Origin of the sequence: Dawidia cretensis (genome assembly GCF_018598175.1) — a bacterium.
Lineage (GTDB): Bacteria > Bacteroidota > Bacteroidia > Cytophagales > Cyclobacteriaceae > Ohtaekwangia > Ohtaekwangia cretensis.
Window position 1 is genome coordinate 171,652 of sequence record NZ_JAHESE010000007.1, and the last position, 22,708, is coordinate 194,359.

Annotated in this window: 13 protein-coding genes; 2 read left to right on the forward strand and 11 right to left on the reverse strand. The window is 51.7% G+C overall.

Annotation, left to right across the window (positions count from 1 at the left end; all coding sequences use genetic code 11):
- Positions 1 to 32 precede the first annotated feature (32 nt).
- From KK062_RS10240 to KK062_RS10250, 3 genes are read right to left on the reverse strand one after another with little or no spacing between them, the layout of a single operon-like run.
- Positions 33 to 1,322, reverse strand: coding sequence for a DUF5013 domain-containing protein (locus tag KK062_RS10240; protein ID WP_254084194.1), 1,290 nt, complete (start codon positions 1,320 to 1,322; stop codon positions 33 to 35).
- Between the two features lie 24 nt (positions 1,323 to 1,346).
- The gene (locus tag KK062_RS10245; protein WP_254084195.1) at positions 1,347 to 3,302 is read right to left on the reverse strand and encodes a RagB/SusD family nutrient uptake outer membrane protein; all 1,956 of its coding nucleotides are present in this window, start codon (positions 3,300 to 3,302) and stop codon (positions 1,347 to 1,349) included.
- Positions 3,303 to 3,315: 13 nt separating this feature from the next.
- The gene (locus KK062_RS10250; protein WP_254084196.1) at positions 3,316 to 6,585 is read right to left on the reverse strand and encodes a SusC/RagA family TonB-linked outer membrane protein; all 3,270 of its coding nucleotides are present in this window, start codon (positions 6,583 to 6,585) and stop codon (positions 3,316 to 3,318) included.
- 418 nt (positions 6,586 to 7,003) lie between these two features.
- Between KK062_RS10250 and KK062_RS10255 the strand changes: the two genes are divergently transcribed.
- Positions 7,004 to 8,188 (forward strand): OmpA family protein, encoded by a 1,185-nt coding sequence (locus KK062_RS10255; protein ID WP_254084197.1) that lies wholly within the window; start codon positions 7,004 to 7,006, stop codon positions 8,186 to 8,188.
- Between the two features lie 320 nt (positions 8,189 to 8,508).
- Positions 8,509 to 9,687 (forward strand): AraC family transcriptional regulator, encoded by a 1,179-nt coding sequence (locus KK062_RS10260; RefSeq protein WP_254084198.1) that lies wholly within the window; start codon positions 8,509 to 8,511, stop codon positions 9,685 to 9,687.
- A gap of 36 nt (positions 9,688 to 9,723) precedes the next feature.
- On the opposite strand, the gene KK062_RS10265 is transcribed toward KK062_RS10260, so the two are convergent.
- The 8 genes from KK062_RS10265 to KK062_RS10300 form a co-directional block, all read right to left on the reverse strand.
- Entirely contained in the window at positions 9,724 to 10,572 is an 849-nt protein-coding gene (locus KK062_RS10265; protein WP_254084199.1) for a glycerophosphodiester phosphodiesterase family protein, read from the reverse strand.
- Positions 10,573 to 10,583: 11 nt separating this feature from the next.
- The gene (locus KK062_RS10270; RefSeq protein ID WP_254084200.1) at positions 10,584 to 11,954 is read right to left on the reverse strand and encodes a PhoPQ-activated pathogenicity-related family protein; all 1,371 of its coding nucleotides are present in this window, start codon (positions 11,952 to 11,954) and stop codon (positions 10,584 to 10,586) included.
- A 60-nt stretch (positions 11,955 to 12,014) separates the two neighbouring features.
- Positions 12,015 to 13,394, reverse strand: coding sequence for a purple acid phosphatase family protein (locus KK062_RS10275; RefSeq protein ID WP_254084201.1), 1,380 nt, complete (start codon positions 13,392 to 13,394; stop codon positions 12,015 to 12,017).
- Positions 13,395 to 13,479: 85 nt separating this feature from the next.
- The gene (locus tag KK062_RS10280) at positions 13,480 to 15,126 is read right to left on the reverse strand and encodes a SusD/RagB family nutrient-binding outer membrane lipoprotein (RefSeq protein ID WP_254084202.1); all 1,647 of its coding nucleotides are present in this window, start codon (positions 15,124 to 15,126) and stop codon (positions 13,480 to 13,482) included.
- A gap of 11 nt (positions 15,127 to 15,137) precedes the next feature.
- The gene (locus tag KK062_RS10285) at positions 15,138 to 18,539 is read right to left on the reverse strand and encodes a SusC/RagA family TonB-linked outer membrane protein (RefSeq protein WP_317195761.1); all 3,402 of its coding nucleotides are present in this window, start codon (positions 18,537 to 18,539) and stop codon (positions 15,138 to 15,140) included.
- 497 nt (positions 18,540 to 19,036) lie between these two features.
- Positions 19,037 to 19,486, reverse strand: coding sequence for a hypothetical protein (locus KK062_RS10290; protein ID WP_254084203.1), 450 nt, complete (start codon positions 19,484 to 19,486; stop codon positions 19,037 to 19,039).
- Positions 19,483 to 21,285 carry a purple acid phosphatase family protein gene (locus tag KK062_RS10295; RefSeq protein WP_254084204.1) on the reverse strand — a complete coding sequence of 601 codons (1,803 nt, stop codon included), beginning with the start codon at positions 21,283 to 21,285 and terminating at the stop codon, positions 19,483 to 19,485. Before KK062_RS10295 ends, KK062_RS10290 begins: the two co-directional genes overlap by 4 nt.
- 433 nt (positions 21,286 to 21,718) lie before the next feature.
- Positions 21,719 to 22,693: a hypothetical protein gene (locus KK062_RS10300; protein WP_254084205.1), complete on the reverse strand. Its 975-nt coding sequence runs from the start codon at positions 22,691 to 22,693 to the stop codon at positions 21,719 to 21,721.
- Positions 22,694 to 22,708: the final 15 nt, after the last annotated feature.

Here is a 22,708-nt window from a genome sequence, read left to right on the forward strand (position 1 = left end):
CAGTGCCGGACAACCGTTCTATAAACTACGACCTAATTGATCTTTTCCAGTTTTACAAAGGACGCCCTCACATTTTGCTCGTTACCGGTAAAGTTGACAACAAAACCAGCCGACACCTTTTTAGGGCCATCGATCGTAAAGTCGATCGTTGCTATGCCGGTATCCTGATTCAAGCCGGCAAAGTTGGTAGAGGCGAGCGCCGTCGCTATGTTTTCGATATCCGGCAGATCCTCGCCAAGCGCGGCCACAATATACCGCGGATCGTTGCCGCCATTTGCTTTAATGGGATTATCTCCCGCCAGGCTCATGGTAAACCGGTACGTGCCCGCAACAGGGAGGTCGAATGTTTGATAGAGCTTACCGTTTACGATAGCCGTTTCACCGGCGTTCCAATGTTCAAATCCCAAGCTTTTTCTATCATTTGCCGCACCTTCCCAGCCACCGTCATAACCACCTCTGCCCTCCCGGGTGCGCATGGCTGCGTTGGTTTTCCAGTCCGCTAAATTGCCCCACCGTGTGCCATCCCAGTCCGCTTTGGTAAAGGGATATGTTCCGTTCTTAAAATCAGGGATTGCGTCCGGATCGTTCTGAGCATCTGCCGGCACCACCACTTTGATGATCTCTGAATAGTTATACTTCTTGTTGGCATCGTTGACATTGGCCCCCAAACGCACATAATAAGTATAACCGGCTTTTACTGGCAGTGGACCTATGTGGAGAACAGTACTCTCCTCAACATCACCGAACGCTTCCGTCCAGGACTTGTTATACTGTATTCTTTTGTTGTTATAGTCTGCCTGATCAATGTAATTTGTTGCTCCGCAAAATTGGCTAAGGCTTAAGAAAGGCTTCACTTCAATCAGGTTCGGGAGCCCCTGACGAATCGGGGCCTTCACCACGCAGCTCAAGGTTAATTTTAAACCATTCAGTGCATATTCAAAACCGAGCAACTGCAAATAGGGTGTAACGGTAATGTCCTGCTCGGTATTTCCGCCGAATACGACATCCTGAAGGGTATCCACCGGCCAGAACGGACCACCATACGGAAGCATGTCATATGTGCCGCCAAACAGCTTACTGTTATTATAGGATCCATCCTGCTTCACAGAAAGTGATTGAGGCGTGGGGACCGACTCTTTCCAGGTTCTCTCCCAGATACGAATTCCCCAATCGCCTTGTGCGGTGAGTAAATTCTCCCCTGTATAGGAATCAATTACCCGACCATGAACCCCCGCATCGGGTTCGGCCCAGTTGTCGACCTCCATACAGGCGGTAACCGACATCAATAATATGCCAAGCGCTATATATAGTATCTTTTTCATAGTATTCATCTCAATGGTTAACAATTAATAAAGCGGATTCTGCGGCAGGAGCTTGTTATTCTTACCAATCTCTCCCCATGGAATCGGCTCATAGTAACATTGTTTGGAAGCTGTCCAGGCGCGGTTGATCCGGTTATACTCTTCGAGGTAGATGTACTTATTTTCATCATACACCCAGTAGCAACTCAGCAGGCGGTGACGGAACTGGTTCAACACCTGGTCGGCCGTTCTCCAGCGGCGAAGATCCCACCACCAGTGATTTTCACCATACAGCTCGCGTGCGCGTTCGTCGCGGATGTACTGCAGGGATCTTTCGAGTGAATACGGATAGTTCGCCTGGTTGATGGTACCGATATTCGTAGTCGACACATCGAGAATTGGACGGACTGTCGCGGCACCCGCGCGCTCGCGGATTTTTTCGATATAATTGAACGCCTCATCTCTGCTGCCAAGCTCATACAGGGCTTCGGCGGAGTTCAGATAGATTTCACCCAGGCGGAATACAATCCAGGACTGGGCACTGCGGTACACCTGAACATCACTTGTTGCCTGCGCCGGATTTACATACTTGCGCACGAAAGCTGATCCCCAGCCGTTATTCTCTCCACCCTCGTTTTCAAAATTCCCGTGCCTTCCTGTAACGGAGTACTCCACGTTGTCGTCCATTTCTACCAACGTGGTTCTGGTGCCTGTTATTCGATTCCCGCCGCTGTTAATCGGGGCAAGACCGCTACCGAAATCAGCCGCTGATGCCGATACGTCGAATTTCTTATAGATCCCTCGTTGGATGTTAAAGGTCGCGCCACGCAATACATCGCCGTCGAAATACATCGTGCCGAGCGCGCGCGGCTCCATGCCATTTTTGATATCGCTGCGATTGTCAAAACGAACCGGTGTACCGTCGTCGTCGTTCACAATGTCCGGCATTTCATACAGTTCCATGAAATCCAGCGGCGGATAGCTTTCCGCGCCAACGAACGATGACATGTCGGGCGCAGGGCACATGAGTGCATCATAGTTGTGACGCAGCCGGAGGCCGCCGGGAGAGGTTATGTCGTAGGGCTTGACGAAGATATTCTCGGTCGACGACTTGTCCAGAAAAAGATCCGCGAAGTTCTTGGCTTTGTCGGGATATGCTTTGGTATACAATGCAAAAGGACCTTCTTCGACCACTTTGCCTGCGTCTACGCAGTACTGGAAAAACTCATCCGCCTTTGAAGCATCAATGCCCGCAAAGCCAGCGGCCGTAGCGGCTTCACCCTGAAAACCCAGGTACTGGCTATACTTCGCAATAGAACCTGCGTACAGCATGGAGCGTGACAGCAATGCCGCGGCTACATACTTATTTGCCCGTCCTATTTCATCGACCTTTGTCCCCATATTGGCAATGGCAAATGTCAGGTCTTCATAGATGAACTTCCATGTATCGTATTCTGTATTCCGGGGTACTTCCAGGACTTCTGCGCCTGCCAGCGGATCCTGTACGTCTCTCACGATGGGAACACCGCCATAGCGTTTCGCCATGCCGAAGTAGTAGAACGCGCGTAGGAAGTGCGCTTCCCCCAGCAGACTGTTATACACTTCGTCTGCATAATTTCCCTTGTAGTTGGGAAAGTTCTGAATAAACATATTCACGTCGCGAACACGGTCGTAGGGCCAATACGCAAACCCGTCGTTATCGGGCAGCACCCAGGTGTTGAAAAACTCGCCACTCATGTTTCCCTGGCTGTTTTTACCGGACTGCCAGTAGCCGTCCGGGTCGGGGCGGAATCCTGAATAGTTGCCGGATTCCGTTGCGAAGTATATGAAATCCTCTATCGGGAGACCGTTGTAAATCGCTGCGAAGTATTTCTTCACGCCGTTCTCGTTACCAAAGAGCTCGGGCTCACCCAGGATGCCTTTGGGCTCCAGATTCAAATCCTGGCACGAGAAAATCCCAAAGCACAGGAATACTATATATATTAAAAATTGTTTTTTCATAGTTCAGTTCTTTTCAGAATTTGACAGTTGCTCCAATGGTGTAGGTCTTATTCACCGGATAGTTGTAGAACTCGACGGACTGGGCACCGGTACCACCGGAGGTAGGACGTTCCGGATCGATGTTCTCAAGACCGGTAAACGTCAGCAGATTGTAGCCGCTTACATAGAGTCGCAAATTTTGCATCTTGATTTTCGATGTCCATGCGTACGGAAGTGTATAACCGATCTGCGCAGTCTTCAAACGCATATAGGAAGCATTCTGAACACCGTTGGTGCCTGTGCGACGACCGTCGTGCCCTGTAACGGGGTAATATCCGGAGATCCACTGTGTATTGGGATTAAAATAATCCGCATTGGGATCCACCGGACGCCAGCGGTCCATGAAGTAGTCCAGTGTATTTTGTCCTCCGAATGGCAATGCTTCCGTGAGTACTTCAGAATACTGCACGTATACACCCCACGCTCCCTGAAAGTCTAACGCCAGGTCAAGCCCTTTCCAGTTTCCACCGAGTGAAATGCCATAGTTAAATACAGGACGGCCCATGGACGCGATCGGATGTTCATCCAAATTGTTCACCACGCCATCATCGTTCCAGTCGTTCAGGGCCCAATCGCCGGGCAATGTGCCTTGTCCTACAGGAATTCCATAGTTCTGAATTTGTTCGTAGTTGGTGAATTGATGTTCAGACTCGTTGCCCCACCAGATATCGGTGTTACGTCCGGCGGTGCGGTTTCTCCATTTGTCGTATGAGTTACCGGCGGGTGTTTCCAGCCAGTCGATTCTTCTACGCTTGGTTGCGGAAATTTGGCCACCGATATAGTAATTGATGTCTTTAAAAGTATTGGTATAGCGGAGGGATATTTCATATCCGAAGTTACGTTCGCTGTTTAGGTTTTCCTGCGGCAAGCTGGCGCCTACAGTACCCGGGATGACAGCAGAGCTGGTTGCCAGGATGCCGGTCAGGTCGCGCTTATAGAGGTCGAACGTACCGCTCAACTTTTGGTCGAGGAACGTGAAATCGAGTCCGACGTTATAGGATTTCGCGTTATACCATGTCAGGTTCTCGTTCGGAATGGCTTGGGCCGATACACCGCCCGTTAGTGTGCCCCCGTAGTACCAGCCGTACTCACCACCATTCAAGCTGTAGCCCGGTGCGGGAGGATAAATTCCGGCGATGGCGTCGTCCGCCATTTCGCCATACGAACCTCTTATCTTCAGGTTGTTCAAGAAGTCGAAGTTGTCGCGAATGAAGCTTTCTTCGCTCAGGCGCCATCCGGCGGAGATAGAGGGGAAGAAACCAAAACGATTGCCTTCCGGAAAGCGTGAGGATCCGTCGTAGCGGAATTTGAAATCGACCATGTATTTGCCACGGAAGTCATAGGTTAAGGAACCGATCAGCGACTTGCTCGCCTGGTCGCCCACGCCGCGCTGGGTGGCCTGTTGATTTTTATCTTCACCGGCGAATAAGTATTCAGAATCTACGAACAGCTCGCGGTATGCGTTGATGCCATCCCAGGCGTTGTATCTTTCTTCATAAATCAGGAAGCTGCCTACATTATGGTCGCTTGCAAAGGTGTGGTTGTAGTGCAATCCCAGCTGCATGTTTGTGCTGTAGTTGATGTCGACGCTCCGTTGGATGCTGGAAGGTGTATTTCTCGCAATAGGGCTGTACGTATCCGTGTCTGCGTTGTAGCGAAACGCGGTGTATGCGCGTTTATACGTAGTGTAATCGGGCACGCTCGGAGAATAATCGTAGACGCCCTTTGCGGACAGTCCTTCTATTCCGGGAATCTCGTACTCCAGCGTGAGGGTTCCGTTGAACCTTCTGTCTTTGGTGATATTTTCGCCCACATAGTCCGAGTTTGTCTGTGTCACCATGTTGGTGCTTTCGGGCAGGAACTGGGGGTCACCGTTCGGGAATATGGGATTGTCGTTTGCATAGAAGGCTGCATCCGGACGGGCCAGCCAGGTTTGTTTGTAGGTGCTCCAGCCTGTTCCATTCGGTTGGTGTGTATCGACCATGATCGCTCCTAATGAAACGCGTGCGCTCAATCTTTCGGTAATCTGAGCGTCGATGTTGGTGCGCATGTTCCACCGGGAGGAGTAGTAGTCGTTACTTCTATAGGAACCCATCTGCTTATTATAGCCGAGGTTGAAGTAGTAGCGCATTTTTTCGCCGCCGCCGTTTACGCTGAGGTTGGTTTCGGTTTGTGGGGTAGTTTTTTTAAATACCTCATCGAACCAGTCGTAGGATTTTCGGGTTCCGTTGCGGAACTCCTCGATCTGATCTTCGGTATAGATGGGCGTGGCACGCTCGAAGTAGCTTTTTCCAAAGTCCTGCGCCACTTGCTCATTTTTCAACGTCATGTATTCCACGGCGTTGACGCTTTTGGGTACATACAGGAATTGCTGCCAGGAGGTGCTGCTATTCAAGGTGATATCGACCTTTCCGTTCGGGTTTGCAACACCTTTTTTGGTTGTTACCACGACCACACCGTTGGCTGCGCGCAACCCGTAGACGGCTGCGGAGCCATCTTTCAGGATGGACACATTTTCTATTTCTTCCGAGCTCATCCGGGCGAAAAAGTCTTTGTCACGCACGATGCCATCGATGACAAACAATGGATCACCCATACCCCGAATATCAATTTGCGTATCATAGGCGCCCGGTGCAGCGCTTTTTTGTACGATCCGGACGCCTGGCAGCTTACCGGTCAGTGCATTCAGCACGTTTTCATTTTTGGTCCGGACGATATCCTTGTTATCGATTACCGATACCGCGCCGGTCAGGGTTGCCCTTTTCTGTGTGCTGTAACCCATTACAACAACTTCACCCAGGCTTGTGACGTCGGCCTCCAGGGACACATTGACTGCCGATTGGGCGCCGACTGTGACCTTCTGCATAACATATCCTATAAAGCTGAATAACAGCACAGATTCGTCTGACGGGACAACGATGGAATACTTTCCGTCGGCGTCTGTCACAGTCCCCCCGGTCGACCCCTCGATGATGACGCTAACACCCGGAAGCCCTGCACCGGTTTCGTCGTTCACTGTACCGGTAACTTGCCTGCCTTGCGGAATCACCGCATCAGCCTCTTCATTCTTCATCCTTCCAGTTGCCCGGAAGGCCCCATCGCTTGCCGTTGAAATGCCAACGGTTCGTTGCCCTTCAGCATGTTTATTCTCCCATAGAGAAGCCTCGGTCCCCTTGACTGACGCCGCCTGCGCCGAGGCCAAAGCACACCAGGCCAGAGAAAAAAGCAGGTAGATTTTACCCATAGAATTGAACATTTAGGTTTTGGTTATGATTACTGTTACCGTTTGCGACCAATAATTCAATCGTTGGCGGTAAACCAAACCTAGGCGGGTTCAATTAATTTTCTCTTAAATCCTTATTAATTCGGCTTTTAACCCATTAATGCGATAATTTTTTTCAAAATTTTCAAAATTGGTGGGGTTGGGGTGATTGGGAAACTGATTCTCGTGGAGAAATTGAGGCTGAGAGATAACTTAATCTCTACTTAAAAAGAGAGGTGCCGCGATTTTAAGCGGAGGTTTCCAATCCATCTTGCGTGTTTTCTCAAAACAATTACCCTGGCTGAATTTTCAGAAACTCCTGAAGGGCGATCGAAAAAAGAGTTGAAAGGAATAATGTGTCGCTGGTTTTATTTGTTTTTCGATTTACATTCGCCCCTCTATGTCTATAGGTCGACCCTCCTCTACCGCGCTGCGGAATCTCCTCATCCTGATCGCTTCCGTCACATGCGGCATAGCCCAGGCCCAGAATCAGTCCGAAACCTATTATGTGGTTGTCGGTGGCTTTGCTGTTCAAAAGAATGCCGAGCGGTTCACGGAGCATGTGCTCGCCAGTAACCATCCGGCGCGATATGCGTTCAATTCCGCCCGCAAGCTTTACTATGTATACGTACAGGTTACCGCCGATCCGCAGCGCGCGCGGCAGATAGCCTATCGGTTACGCCTGGAATCCGAGTTCACGGGTACCTGGATCTACCAGGGTTCACTTGAAGGAAACGCGGCTATTGAGGCCAACGCTCTCGCAGAATATGATACAGAGACAGGCGCCGCCCCTTTGCCTGCTTCCAACGTCATCGCCACAACCCAGTCCGAACCGCCGGCTCCACAAACGTTGGCAACAGACTCTGCCGCCAATACGGAGGCTACTAAATCTGCCATCGAAACAACACCTGCTACGCCGGCAGGCAAAGAATTTATCTTCCGGCTTACGACCGGTGCTGATAACACCGCAGTTTCCGGCCCTGTTTACCTCCTGCAGGAGGCAGGCACGCAGCCACAGCGCATCGCCTCCGATGAGAAAGTTATTATACTTCCGCCAACGTCCAGGAAACTGGCAATTGTCTGCCATGTGGTCGGTTACAAGCTTGCCAAACGGATCATACCCTACGACAATCCTGGCGCTGCGGGAGATGGCGTTATTCCCATCAAGCTTGTGCCCGTAGCCCAGGGTGACTATATAGAGCTCGAGAACGTTAAATTTTTTGATCATACTGCCATCTTCACACCGGCATCTGAGGACGAGCTTCTCCAGCTTGTAAACCTGATGGGCAATCCCCGCTGTCGGATTCGCCTCAATGGTCACACCCACAGCAACGAACGTGGCGACATAACAACACTCGGTACTACTACTACTAACTTTTTTGCGCCAGACCCTGCCACCAATACCACCAACCATGGATCAGGTAAGGAGCTGTCAAGACTTCGCGCCGAAGCCGTTAAGGCATACCTCGTCAGCAAAGGCATTGACGCCGCACGCATCAGTACCAAAGGCTATGGTGCCCAGTTGGCTGTTTATGAACAGGCTGCTGCTAACGACCGGATAGAAGTAGAGGTCCTGAAAAACTAAGGAAGTCTTCGATTCTTTCGGATAGCCATGCCGATGTAAGTTAATATAATATTCACACAGCCATTACGCCCACGACACAGGAAAAATCTTCCTTTATGTTCCGGGGTGGTTCACATCGCATGCTCTTACAGCTGTGGTGCCCACCGCCAGTCTTTCCTTTGCACTATGCCCACCACAACACCCACTTCCGTCGCGGTGAACGCGAAAAGAACTCCGTTTAAATTAGTATATTTTATAATCCAACCGTTTCGAGCGAAGACACACGTTGAATAACATGACATCAGTATTAGGATTTTACCAAACCATTAATAATAATACTTATGATCAAGATCATTCTACTATTCGATTTCGGCGAGGAGTATGGCAAGAGCCTGCTCCGCGGCATCACCCGCTATTCGAAAGATCACGGTCCCTGGGCCTTTTGTCGTATGCCCGCATACTTCCGTGAGCACCTCGGCATCGATGGTATACTGCAATGGGCTCGGGAATGGGGGGCGCACGGCATCATCGGTCAGTTCTATCATACCGAAGAAATCCAGAAATTCACCCGGGCGGGAATCCCCGTGCTGGCCCAGGACTTCAAAGAACGTTTTACGAATATCCCCAACATTACCGGCGACTACCACGAAGCGGGAAGAATGGGTGCTGAGTATTTTCTAAAAAAAGGATTCAGCCATTTCGCCTTCTATGGCTTCCAGCACATCGTCTGGTCACGTGAGCGTGCCGAGGGTTTTGAAGAGCGTCTACGGCAGGCGGGCCATACGGTGCATTACTATGAGCATAGCGAAGACGCTCCAGCGGATGTATGGTATTATAAACCCTCCGTGCTGATTCAGTGGCTTCGGTCACTGCCCACACCGATGGCGCTGATGACCTGCGATGACAACCAAGGGCATCATATTACCGAGGCCGCGCGCCACGCGGGCATACGCATTCCCGAAGACATGGCCGTGCTGGGTGTGGACAACGACGAGATGGTCTGCAACCTCTCCGACCCTCCCCTTTCGAGCCTCGGCCTCGACACGGAAAAAAGCGGTTACGACGCCGCTCGTGTCATGGAACAAATGATCCGTACAGGCACCTGCTCCGGCCCGGACATCATCGTACGGCCGACCCAGATAATTTCCCGGCAATCGACCGACATCTTTGCCAGCCAGGACAAATATATTGTTAGCGCGCTGAAATATATACACGATAACCTGGACAAAAACCTCAATGTGGAGCAGGTATTAAAGGAAGTGCCATTGTCCCGCCGGTCACTTGAAAAACGTTTTATCCAGATTACCGGGTATCCCGTCTACGAATATATCTATAATCAGCGTATTGAACGTTTTACGCAAAAGCTACTGGAAACGGACATGACCATTTTCGAGATCGCGCTCGATCTGGGACTAAGCGATAGCAAGAACATTGCACGGCAGTTCAAACAAATAAAGGGTGTTACTCCGATGGAGTATCGCAAAAAATATATGCTGGCAAAACAAGGCGCTACGGCATAGTGTGTAAATCCGTTCTTTCTTTGAAATGCAGGTTTGTTATGGGTGCAGGTCGTTCTTGCGAAGTATGGTCAGCAACAACGCAGGCTCGTCTGTCTGTACGATGTTCGCGCCGTGCTCGAGCAACGTCTTTAACGCACGCTTCTCGCGGCCTTTACGCAAATCGTCGTCGAGGTCGCCGAGGGCGTTAATCCACGTGCGGGCAAAACTGTCGCGTATACGCTGCGTAACCTGCTCGGTATAACAGGTAAAGTCGATGTGTACCACGGGCGGGTCAAAGACAAGCGCGGAGTCAGTCTCGGCATTGTTGTGCACCCGCGGCATTATCATGAGCTTATCCTCCGCCCGTTGAATACGGCGAAGCATGGCATAATCCGAATCGAAGAAAAAGACAATATCCTCTGTGGCCGTTTTTTTAACAATCGCCAGGATTGGCATAATGTTGTCGGTCTTCAGGTCCAGGTCGACCAGCACATGTCCGGCGGCGGCCTCCAGAGCTTCTTCCAGCGACGGGATTTTGAGCGATGTTCTCCGGCCCTTGTCAACCAGGAAAAACTCCTGCAGCTGTTTCCAGGTGAGCGCCTCGGCCTCGCCTTTACCCGTGGTGGTACGATCGAGGGTATGATCGTGCAGCAGAAATGGCACACCGTCGCGGGATACCTTCACATCGATCTCCACAATGTCCACTCCCACCTGAATGCCTTCCCGGATCGCCGGAATAGAATTTTCAGGGTAACGATTGTGTACCGCCCGGTGGGCGGCCACCAATACCGTTGTACCGGTAACATTCCGGAAGTCCTGGCGGATAGCTTCTATGCTTCGCTGGGCGGTGGCATCGGTCCAGTAAAGAAATACGCAACACACCAACCCTAAAACACGCACGTTCATATCGCAGCTGTTTATTTTAAGAATACTTCGTCGTTATCCGTCACAAACATGCGGGTGCTTTCAGTATATTCACCGCCTTTGGGATCTTTGTATTTCAAATCCAGGTAAAAGGCCCGGTACCCCTTCTGCGGGTACGGCGTCGTCGTGGTAATGACCGCCGTTTTCTTTTTAAGTCCCAGCGATTGTCCCTTCCAGGTGTCGTTTCGGAAATCCGTATCGTCTGACGCAGCCGACCAAAGCACGGCGTCCACCAGGGCATCCGGTGTTACCGTTACGCTCAGGGTCACGCCTTTTTTACCGGGGGTAACATTCCACTGGCAGGCCGTATAGGGCTGATGCGCCAGGGTAATTCCCAGGAATGCGCTGAGGGCCTGAAAGGCTTGGTTCTTATCGCCCAGGTCGTGCCCCACGTTTGGCACATAGTGTATAAAGTTACGGCCCGGTATGCTGTCGATGTAATGCTTCACAGCGTCGACCGTCCAGTATTCGTCGTTCGTCCCCATGAAGATCATCTTCGGCATCGTCAGTTTTTTACGGTAAGCATAGGGATCTACCATCGCCGTAATGGCGTCTCCTTTTTCAGAATGAACCGTTTGCGGAATACCCAGCTTGACATAATCCTGAATCTGCACACTATATTCTTTCAGCATCTTGACCTGGTAATCCAGGTTTACCGGCATATTGAGCACGTCGATCACCATCGGGGCAATGGCCGCCACCCGTTTGTCGCTGGCGCCGGTCAGCCACGTGGTCCAGCCGCGTTTGGAGGCACCTGTCACCACAAACCGGTGTAGATCCCGCTGCAACGTTTTCGTTGAAAACTCCTGGACCGCATCCATGGCGCGCACCACCCCTTTGACCATCGGGAACAACAACGGCCAGGAGTAGTCGCCATCTTCTTTGAACTGATGCAGCGTATAGGAGATCAGGGCGTCCTCGGTCAGATCGCCCACCAGCGGCTGGTTGGGAGTCTGGCGCAGGATGGCGACCACCGCGTGGTTTGCGGTCGCCATGTCGCCGAGACTTACCGTCAGCTTATCGTCAGGACCACGCCACTCGGGTTCGCCTTTTTTATTCCCCCCACCGGTAATAAAAAGCAGCGCCCCGTCGTGACGGCAATCTGCCGGTACTAACACGGAGAGCTGGTGGGTCCACCGATATTCATGCCACTGCTGCGATACCAACCGGATGTTATATACCTGGACCGATCCCCGGGTATACGTGTCTTTCACCTCCCACCGGTATGATGTATCGCCGTTACCGAGATACGCCTCCAGCGCCGCAGCGGCGGTTACGGTGGATTGTGCCGGGAGGCTTTGCGCAAAGAATAAGATCGTCAGCAGCATCAGGACAATGGCGACCAGTACTTTATTTTTCATCATAGCAGTGACATTCGTAATATAAAAGCGTCGTGAAAATAGTACAATTATCCGGAGTGCCGGTTACAAGCGTTCGGGGGTATCGGGAATACGGTTTACCAATGCGTTGACACCCTTTTTCGATTTTACCAGGTCAAATGCGTCGTACAGCTCGCCCCGGGCCGTATACGATCCGAACGACAACGTATTGCCTTCGATGGAAATGATCTGAAACAGTTGTGTATTACGGGCTTTGCGTTGCATCCACGGATCGTTGGACAGCTCATACATCTTGGGGCCGCTAACCGACACAACGTATACCGTACCCGATGTCTTGTCTTTGACGCTATAGCCCGTCGGCACGTTTTTCACCATACCCCTTCCATAGGCATGGTCATGGCCCTGCAGCACGATATCGACACGATGTTTATCGAAGATCGGCTTAAAATGGTTACGCAGGTTTTCGTTGTCACGATTGGGCGAGGTCGAAAATACAGGGTAATGAAAAGTAATCGCCGTCCAGGGGCGCGGGTCGTGCGTTAGCACGGAATCCAGCCATACGGCCTGCTGTTCCCGGTATACAGTCGACTCATCAATTTGCTCGGCGTCGAGCGAGATCACCTTCAGATTTTTATAGTTCACGGCATAGCACGTTTCCTCCAGGCCCTTGGGGCCGTTGCGTGGCAAATTGAACTGCCGGCGCCACTGCGGCGATAGCTGCACGCCTTTTCCATACTCGTGGTTTCCGGGCGTCATCATGCTGGGCACGGTGGCGTGAATATAACTGCCTGCATAAAACCATTCGCCCCACTCCACGTCGCGATCGAAGCGGTTGATCAGGTCGCCCGCGTGCAGCATGAAGTCCACTTGTGGCACCGTTTTGTAGGCCTCCCGGATAACGCGCGACCACATGGACTTGAGGTCGTTCTGCGCGTCGCCAAAATAGAGAAAGGAGATCTTGTTGTGCGCAGCGTCGGGCATGCGCACCTGGAACCACTCGCTCCACGCGGCTTCACTCCCCACGCGGTATACGTATTGCTCACCGGGTGTGAGTTTTTCCAGACGTCCCGAAAAGTAATGCGCGGTGACGATCGGTTCTTCTTCGCGCCGCACCTGGAGATACTCGCGTTGCGCCGGCAACCGCATGACCTTGTCGCGGAACTCCGGCCCTGCCGTAGCCACAGCATATTCCACAAAGCCCGCCACCACCGTGGTATCGGTCCGCCAATTTACGGCCAGGCATGTCTCCGGCATCTCCGAAAGGTTCAGAATGACCCGATCGGGCTCTGGCTTGGGGAATAGCAACGTGCTGGGCAGCGCAACGGCATGGCCGTGCGTGTGACCATGATGTTCCTCGTTGTAGTCGTAATACTCGGCATCTGCGCCGCGTACGTACATATACCGGACAAAGCCAGCAGACACGGTAAAAACCACTGCCAGCGCTACAAACCACTTTTTATGCATGAAAAACAGAATTTGAATCGATGAAATTGTATAAAAAATAGCGGGAGCCATAGCCCCCGCTATACCTACAAACTACTAACAAATGTTACCAGGGCTTCGAAGTACCTTGCAACAACCACGGCTTGGACCATGCGCTGTTGGCGCCGTCGGCCTGGGTGTACTGCGTTTTCTCCAACCGTTCGAGGGCCTTTGCTGTGTTGGCGGCGTTCATCTCGATCTCGTCCTGCATGTAATAAAACCGGACGGGCAGTTTATCTCGCGCAGCAGCAGGTCCTGCGCTCAAAACCGGTAAGCCGGTACGACGGTAGTCAAACCAGGACTCTGTCGTGGCCGACCAACTGGCGATCCATTTTTGCATCATTACTTTTTCCAAACGCTCATCGGTGTCACCCGACAGCATCACGCCTGGTTGCGTTACATAGTCGTCGTACGTGTCGGCTACGCCCCACGTCTCGAAGGACGCCTGGATACCCGCCAAATAGTGCTCGCTTGCAGCACCTGTGGCCCAACCTTTCAGAGCAGCTTCGGCCAGGATAAAGTGGACCTCGGCAGCAGAGATCAGCCTGGCTTTCAGCAACGGGCCGGCAGCGTCGGCGTATATCGGGCTGAGGTAAGAAACGTGTGGGTTGTTCGACGTCTGGCCTGGGGTAGGATTCAGGTTGTAGCCCGAAGGCAAGTTCGAAATACTGGGCGGTATACCGACGTACTCAGGGTCGGTATCAATCAATTTTGCTCCCACGACGTCGGGCGACAGGTAGCGCATACCGTCCTCTATCTTATCGGTACCTTCCGGAAGCCCCGCGTCGACCACCAGTGGAATTTCCACCTTGCTTGCCCATACACCGAGTCGCGCATCGTTCGATGCCTGCAAAACCTCTACCAGGGTAGCACACATTCTGTTCCGGCGGTAGTTGCTACCGCTGGCATCGAACACCGCATTCGACGGCCAGGAGTCCCCCTCGCTATTGCCGGCATAGGACATCGTGGCGTCTTCGTCGCTGGAGGTGATCAGCGGATACTCGTCGGGATGCGCGTAAATCTTCTCAATTCCCTGACGGGAAACATCCGGAAGCCTGGAAGAGATACGCATATAATAACGCAATAACAGGGAGTTGGCCATCTTTCGCCATAGGGCCGGATCCATATGCATCGATGCGTACGGTACCTCGTCATCTTCGTATAGGCCGATATATTCTTGCTTGTCTTTTGACAGCAGCGTGTTGGCTGTCTCCAAATCGGCAATAATGCCGCGATAGATCGTCTCCTGATCATCGAATACCGGCAGCTTATTCTCCAGGCCTGACAGATCGCCGTTCAGGGCATTGGTATAGGGAGCGTCTCCCCACAGGTCTGTGATCAGTCCAAACATCATAGACTTCATGATCAGTGAAACACCCTGGTGAAACTCCATGTGCAGCTCGGCAGAACGCTCATATAAAACTTTGTTGTCACGCAAGACGCCATAGTAGGGTGTCCAGCTCTGATTCGTCCAGGCGTAGTCGTTATGCTCGTCGAACCATGCGTCGAGTTGCGTATGCTGCATCACCCCTGCAATGTTTCCAAAACCCAGGTTGAGGTATAGCTTTGATGCTTCCGTCACAACAGTTGGTAATACCAGGTTGGGATTGATTACGCCGGGTTCTACGCCGTTCGGATTTTCGTTGAGTTCGGTCAGGTCGTCACACGAGAGACAGACCATCAGGATACCTATTGCGAAATATTTAAGTTTCATGTGATCGCGTTTTAGAAAGTGAGGCTCAATTTAAAACCTGTAGAAATAGTCCAGGGGCTAACGTTGTACCGTTCAATTCCTTGCTTGAACTGGATACCATTTCCCTGCGCGCCCGACTCGGGTTGGAACGCCAGTTCAGGATCTACTCCTATCTTGGCGGCCGTCCAGAGCATGATGTTCCGGGCGTAGACCGACAGCGACGCGTTGCGAATGCCGATGGATTGTACCCACGGCGCCGGCAGCTGATACGCGAGGGAGATCTCCCGGAGCTTGATGAATGAGGCATCGAACATGGCAGCACCCATAAAATCCCAGGGATAGTTATCGGCGTAGGGAACATACTTCGTTCCCTCTCCACCCAGATTTTCAGAATACCCAATGATATTTCCGTCACCATCATACTGTGCTATTACGCCGGGATTGAAGACGCCGTCATTGAGCGTTACACCGTCGCCGGGCTCCAGTGGTTGCCCGCCATACGCTGCCGTTGGACCACCGACGATATTGATACCATCGGTAATCAAACTTCCCTGGTTTGCCACCAGCCAATCGCGCAATTCCTGGCCTGTGCGATTTCCCGGATTGATCAGCAAATCCAAAAATCTTTGTGTCTTCAAATCCGACTCTGCGTATCGATATGTTTGTGAGATAAAATCGCCACCCTTGCGCCAGTCGAAAGACATATTCAACGTAAAGGCCTTGTACGCTACCGTAGTTTGCAGCCCCATGGTGAAGTTGGGATTAAAGTTTCCGATCTTGTTCTTGACATTGCTACTTCTGATCACCTGCCAGGTGCCTTCGTCGCTCAGGAGCGGGTAACCATAGTACGGAGAGTTCTTATCTTCTACCGTCACCATCTTGCTGTCGTAGATGTCGCCGATGGTTTCGCCGACATAGGTTCTCACCTCGGCCCGCCCGTCGCTCCAGAAAGAATAGAATTTAAGCTCCTCTGGCAGCTCTATGATCTTGGTGCGGTTGCGACTGTAATTCACCGAAACGTCCCAGCGCAAGTCGCCTTTTTGAACGGGTGTACCGCCCAGGCCAAACTCCCAGCCACGGCTCTGCAGAAGTCCGGCGTTTATTTTTTGCCTTTCGAACCCCGACGACGGCGCCATGTCCGTCAGAATGATCTGGTTTTTGTTGTCCGTCGTGTAGTATGTTCCTTCGAATCGTATGCGATTGTCCAGCAGGCCGAACTCCGCTCCCGCTTCCGTAGAAGTAGAGATCTCGGGCTTTAAGGCGGGTGTAAGCAAGTCCGCCGGCCTTGTTACCCGTGGCGTGCCTTCCCATGCGCTGGCGGTATTCATAATATTGATCAACTGGTAGGGACCGGTATCATTACCCACCTGTGCCACCGCGCCCCGTAGCTTCAGCATGCTTACCTGTTCAGGCATGGGCAACATTTCGTTCACCAGCACACTGAGGGAGGCGGATGGATAGAAGTAAGAATTTTCTCCTTTCGGCAACGTACTCGACCAGTCGTTACGCGCGGTAAGATCCAGGTAGATCATATCTTTATACCCCAAGTTTACCAGGCCGTACGCGCTATAAATACCTTTTTCACCGAAATAGTTACTGTAGTCGAGGTTGTCCACAGCAATATTCTGGATAGTATATATTCCCGGTGTAATCAGACCGGCTCCGGATTTGCTGGAAGTCGACACATTGCCCGACTTTTGATACATCGTGTTCCCGCCCACCGACGCTGTGACGTGCCAGGGCGCAAAGTCTTTTTTATAGGTAAGCAGAAAGTCAGCGTTGCGTTCGAGCCGGTCCATGTTTACCACACCATAGGCACCGTTTGGCTCGCCGGTATAACTGTTGGCTATTTTGGATTCACGTTGCTCACGATACGTATCCATCGAGTAACGTCCCATCAGGCTGAAAGCGTTGGAGATCTGCCATTCGGCTTTGATATTGCCATACACCCGATCGCGAACAAAACTATTGTTCACTTCATACGCCAGGAAATAGGGATTGTTGTATTCCCCGGCTCCATTGTCCTGTGTAAGCTGTTGTAGGCCTTCCTGGCCTTTTACCCAGTAATTACGCAGATCGTTGATATCGATGTGCGGTGATACATAGTACGCCCACTGAATGGGATTCGCGCCGCGGTTGTTAGCCGGGCGATTGTTGGAATTGCTCCGGGTGAAGTTTAGGTTGGTGCTCACCTTTACCTTCGGATTCAGCTGCACTCCGGTACTCAGATCCAGGGAGTTCCGAAAAAGGTCGGAGTTGGGAATGATCCCGCGGTTGGACATGTTTGTGTATGCAATATTGTAATTCAGCTGCTCGGTGCTGTTAGCGATAGAGATTGAGTTTGTCGACGTGATCCCGGTCTGTACAAAGTCTTTTACATTGTCTGGGTGCGACACCAATGCTGTCGGAATGGGATTGCCATTCTCGTCGAGCGGGCTGTTCCACTGGATGGCTTTATAACCTTTGTCAAGTTCCGGGCCATTGCCGGCCACCGACTCCTCGTCGATCGTCAACACACCGGACGGGTTATTGTCGGGGGTGTAGGGACGTACTCCGATAGCGAATTTGCTGTGAAAAGGAAGAAACTTGTACGGTATATCAAAGGCATTGTTGGTGGATACATTTATCGTCATACGCTTAGCCCGCGATCCGGATTTGGTGGTAATCAACACCACACCGTTTCCTGCCCTCGAACCGTACAACGCGGTCGCGCTGGCGCCTTTCAGCACCGACACCGACTCTATATTATCCGTATTAATGTCCGAAATAGCATTGCCATAGTCCACGCGATTGTCGCTTCCAAAGCCGCCGATATTATTGAGGCCACTCGCCACCGGCACGCCGTCTACGACAAAGAGCGGCTGGTTATCGCTGCTCAGGGATTTAGCTCCCCGGATAATCATGCTCACAGACGAACCCGGTCCGCCGGTAGAAGATATAGCCACACCCGGTACCCGGCCGGCCAGGCCGTTCAGCACATTTTCCTGCGGAATGCGGCTCAGGTCTTCGCCATTCACTTTTCCCACGGAATATCCCAGGGAACGTTCTTCGCGTTTAATGCCGAGGGCCGTTACGACCACTTCGTCCAACGACTCGGAATTCGGTAATAACGTCACGTCCACGGTCGTACGGTCGCCAACAACAACTTCCTGTGTCGTGAACCCGATATACGAAAAAATAACAACGGCTTCGCTATTTGCCACGGATAACGTATACCGACCTTCAACATCCGTCATGGTACCCGACTGCGTGCCTTTGACATATACATTCACACCTGGCAGTGCGGTACCGTCCTCCGCAGACGTCACTCTTCCCGACACCGTAATGTCGTTCGATGCAAACACCATTCCGGCATTTACAATCAGCATCATGAACAGGGCCAGCAACCGTGCACGTCGCCGTCCTTGCCTTTGTTTGTAAAAGTCTAATTCCATATATAAACAGGTTTGTTTTATGTGTGTTAAGTTTCGGTTACGGTGATTATAAAACGGTAATCATTTCATAAAGCGGAAGTAACTATACAATCAAATAATCTATACTTTTTCCGTCAACCGCTATATATTCGTCTTTCAACGAACAAAGGTAGCGACGAATGCCCCGCACCGTGCGCGCATTTTGCGTTAACCAGTTCAGTCTTTGCGCAAGAAGTGAAAGAGATATTTTTACATCGCGGCACGCGTACGCAGAATTTGCGTTGGTGAATACGCGCAATAACAGTCTATAGTACACCTAACGGTTCATCGCATGCCGATAGTCGCGGGCTGACGGTTGAGCAGTGCCGCCGCGCCGAGCAAGGCGATGTTCTCATTTCTAGATTGATAGATTTCCAGCCGGCGACTCGCGGTTGTTAAAGATCTCACCGCGTTGCTGATGGATACACCCTTCTGATTCCACTCCAGCCCGCACGTTGGTTCCCCCAGGTCGACTCCTATTATCCTACGTGCTCGGGGTTAAGGTTTAACGGTGTCGGCTGCGCCGATAACACCCAGGTAGCGCCCCATCCAGTAGGGCAACCAGACACAGCTTTGTCGTCCAGGTATACCAGTTGTTGCCGATATGTGGCAAACGCACGTATCTTTTTATTCTGTAAGGGCCGGAAAGACCTGTCGGCGACCAACGTGCCCGGGTACAGAGATTCCCCGGCATACGGATGCAGCAGCCCCTGAGAGGACAGGATTTGTACCACGCCATTGCGATCGGTCCCGACATGATTTAGTACCAGCGTACTGTCGGTCGTAGTATATTTCTTACTGTAGTCCTGCTGAAAGGATACGTCCTGAAAAACAGGCTGGCGGATGGCTGCGGGTTGATCGGGTTTACAGGCCACGATCGACAAGCCAACGGCCAGTATAAAAGAATAAGATGCGAGACGTCTCATCATTTTTGCTTTTTGCGAATGGTGAACGAATCTTTCAAGGTACCCTTGTCGTCGAATGTGCGGTAGCTCAACACATCGCCCGCGATGTCTACCCGCTGGTAAAAGTATCCGTCTTTATACCGCACGGCGGCGTAGGGCTCTATACCGATATCGTTGTGTTCGCTGGGAATGCTGATCGAGATGGTGTACACGGTGCCCTGATCGAAGCTATTCATCACATTTCCTCCGGCCATGGGATTGGAACGCATGTAATAATGAATGTGGCCACCCATCACCAGGTCCACATGGTACTTATCAAACAGGGGTACCCAGGCTTGCTGAATATCCTGGTAGGGTTCCTCAAAGTTGTATGGCGGGAAGTGGAACATGGCAAACTTCCAGGATGCCTTCGTGCCCTTCAGTTTCTCTTCGATCCAGGCGGTGTGGTCGGTCACTTCGGAGGTAGCGTCGATCATGAGAAACAGCGCATCACCATACTCGAACGCATACGATGCCTCCGGTTCTACGCGCGGCGGGCCGTTGTGCGGCAAACTAAAAAGATCGTAGTATAGCTGCGCACCCAGCCCGTCCTGACGGTCATGGTTGCCCGGTACAGGCATAAGCGGTTTCCGGGAAAACGCTTCGCCCGAGTACCGAAACAAGCGGTCCCATTCATCGCGATACAGGCCCGTGCTGACGATGTCGCCGGCGATGGAGTAAAAGGCGATGTCTTTCTGCTGCTGATCCGCCAGTGTAATCATTCGCCCGGAATCCAAGAAGCAATGAGTATCGCCAAACCAGATAAAAGAAAATCCCTTGCCAGCGTCCTCTGCCGTCCCGAAGGTCGCAGCCGGCGACCAGTCATTACCCGACCCGGCGCCAACGGTGTAGGCATAGGTCGTACCCGGCTTCAACGCCTGTAGCTGTGCGGTGTGACGCTGTATATACCGGTCATTGTACAGCATGCGGTCTTGCAGCGTATTCGAAACCGCTTTTGCCTCCAACGTATCCGCCGTCCCGGCCACCCAATACCTTACGGCGCTGCCCTTTACTCCTGGGCGCGTACGCCACTGTATATCCATTGTCGTTTGCGGATCGCCGCTCCACGTCAGCATGACCTGATCCGGCCTGGCGGACGAAGGGAAAAGTGTTTCGCGAAACGCCCCGACGACATGTGCTTCCCGCGCCCGACCACGTACCGTCGTAAACAGCGGTTGTCCGACCAGTTCCGGCGGTACTGCCGTCAACTCCAGGCCCGGCCAGTCATGGTACGTAAACGCTCCCACCTTCATGGACACGGTGGGGAACTGCTCCGGAAACGCGTCTGTTATTTTCAGCTCATCCGCGGCGTTTACCGGCCCTACGGAAACAAAGTATACCGGCCGGTGTTTGTCGAATCCATTGATGCCAAGCTGTACCAACCCGGGCTCGAATTGCTTTTGCCACACTTCATACTCATATTCTTCGTTTTTTACGATCTTTTCTGATCGGATAAAGCCGGTATCCTCCAGCCAAAAAGGTACCGTCTGCTGATCCTTGTGTCGCATCAGCGATACCACCGCGGGCACATTTACGCGGAAGTATTGATACCGGGTAGCCAGGACCTTCTTTTCTTCGGGGGTCAAAAACCGTAACATAAAGGCATCATCAATGCTGTCAAATTGCTCCGCTGGCACCTGCGCGTACAGCCTTGTGATGACGCTATCCATCACTTCGTGTACCGACAACGCCGATACCGTATCGGCTTTTTCGCCGCATGCATACAGCAGAATTACCAATACCAAACACGTACACCACTTCCCAAAAGGCCTGTCTATCGTCATATCAATCATATTATTCTTTCTAGCGCATACCGCCAGCGTGGCACGCCGTGCAATACAATTTCAATTGCTGCGCCCATCAAAGATAGCGAACGAGCACGGGCGCAGATGTTTAACTTTGCGTAAGGAAAGGTTCAAAAAACGTCAAAGTGGCCCTGGTGTTTGGGACCCGATGAAAGCGGCCTGGTTGGGGTGGTTTATTACAGAATTCCGGACTCACCTATTTATATAATCTACGGACGTTTATTGTTAGTGGTGAAGGCCGATAATCTTACCAACGAAGTGTATTGGGGTAACTATCTGAATGCACAGGCGCCCAGGATCATTCGGGGGTCGCTGACGGTGAAGTTTTGAGGAACAGGAAATAAAAAGCCCGCCATCGTGCTAAGCGGCGCGATGGCGGACGAAGTCGGGGTGAAAGGTATTGCGCCGCCGGTTACGGGGTTGGCAGCACCACGCGACAGTTATACGTCATTTCATTGTGGACGGTGCAGCAGGCATATTGCCACTCGCCTGTGGGGATATAGTAGTCATTCCGCTCTCTGTCAAAACTAATCGGATAGCCGGGCAAATTATAAAGATATTGTACGGTAAACCGCATTTTAAAACCCGCTCCCGGCCACTGTACCGTAAAGTCCGTGGGATTATTATTACTGTACTGTTCCATCAGCATCTGCCAGACCTTGTTTGTTTTATAGAGATTCTTTTTCGTGTCGTAGGCATCAAATCTAGCCAGGGTCATTTGACCTTCGTTCGGCTCGATATAGAGTATGGTCAACAGGTTACCGGCTGAATTATACGCATACTTCAAAATATACTGTGCCGTAGCATCCGTAGAAGCATGATATTCACGCTTTTCCCTGACTCTCCCCTCGGCATCCAAATAAAGCTTTGTGTATCCCATATCGAAAGGCGGCCATAGTGCACTGGGCGTTGTTACCCGGGATACAGTAACAGAGGTTGTGCCCTGGTAGGAAAAATTATAGGTGGTGGTATAGTTCAACCCGTTATTTATCATATGGTATCCATTCCGGACAAGGCGTTTTAGCCGTGCCGATGCATCGTAGCTAAAAACCGAACGCGTACTATCGAAATACCCGCCGTATGTCTTGATGCTGATGGGGTTTCCCAGGCTATTATATTCTATCGGCACAATTTCTGCCGTCGGGTCTTGTCCCTGAAAGAACTGGTCACCTAACGCATAAAAATGATATGCGAGAGATTCTGTGCTTGTTGTGAGCGAGCACGTCCAGGGAATCTGGGGTGGCGGCGGGCCGATACCCGTTGTACCAGGATTGGCCTCGCGAGCGACGAGATCGCGTTCGGTGACATCTCGTAGTGGATCTTCACCGCAGGCAATGAGCAGCAGTAAGACCACGAGAAATGAGAGAGGGTTTCTCGATAATTTCATAAAGGGAGGGTTTGA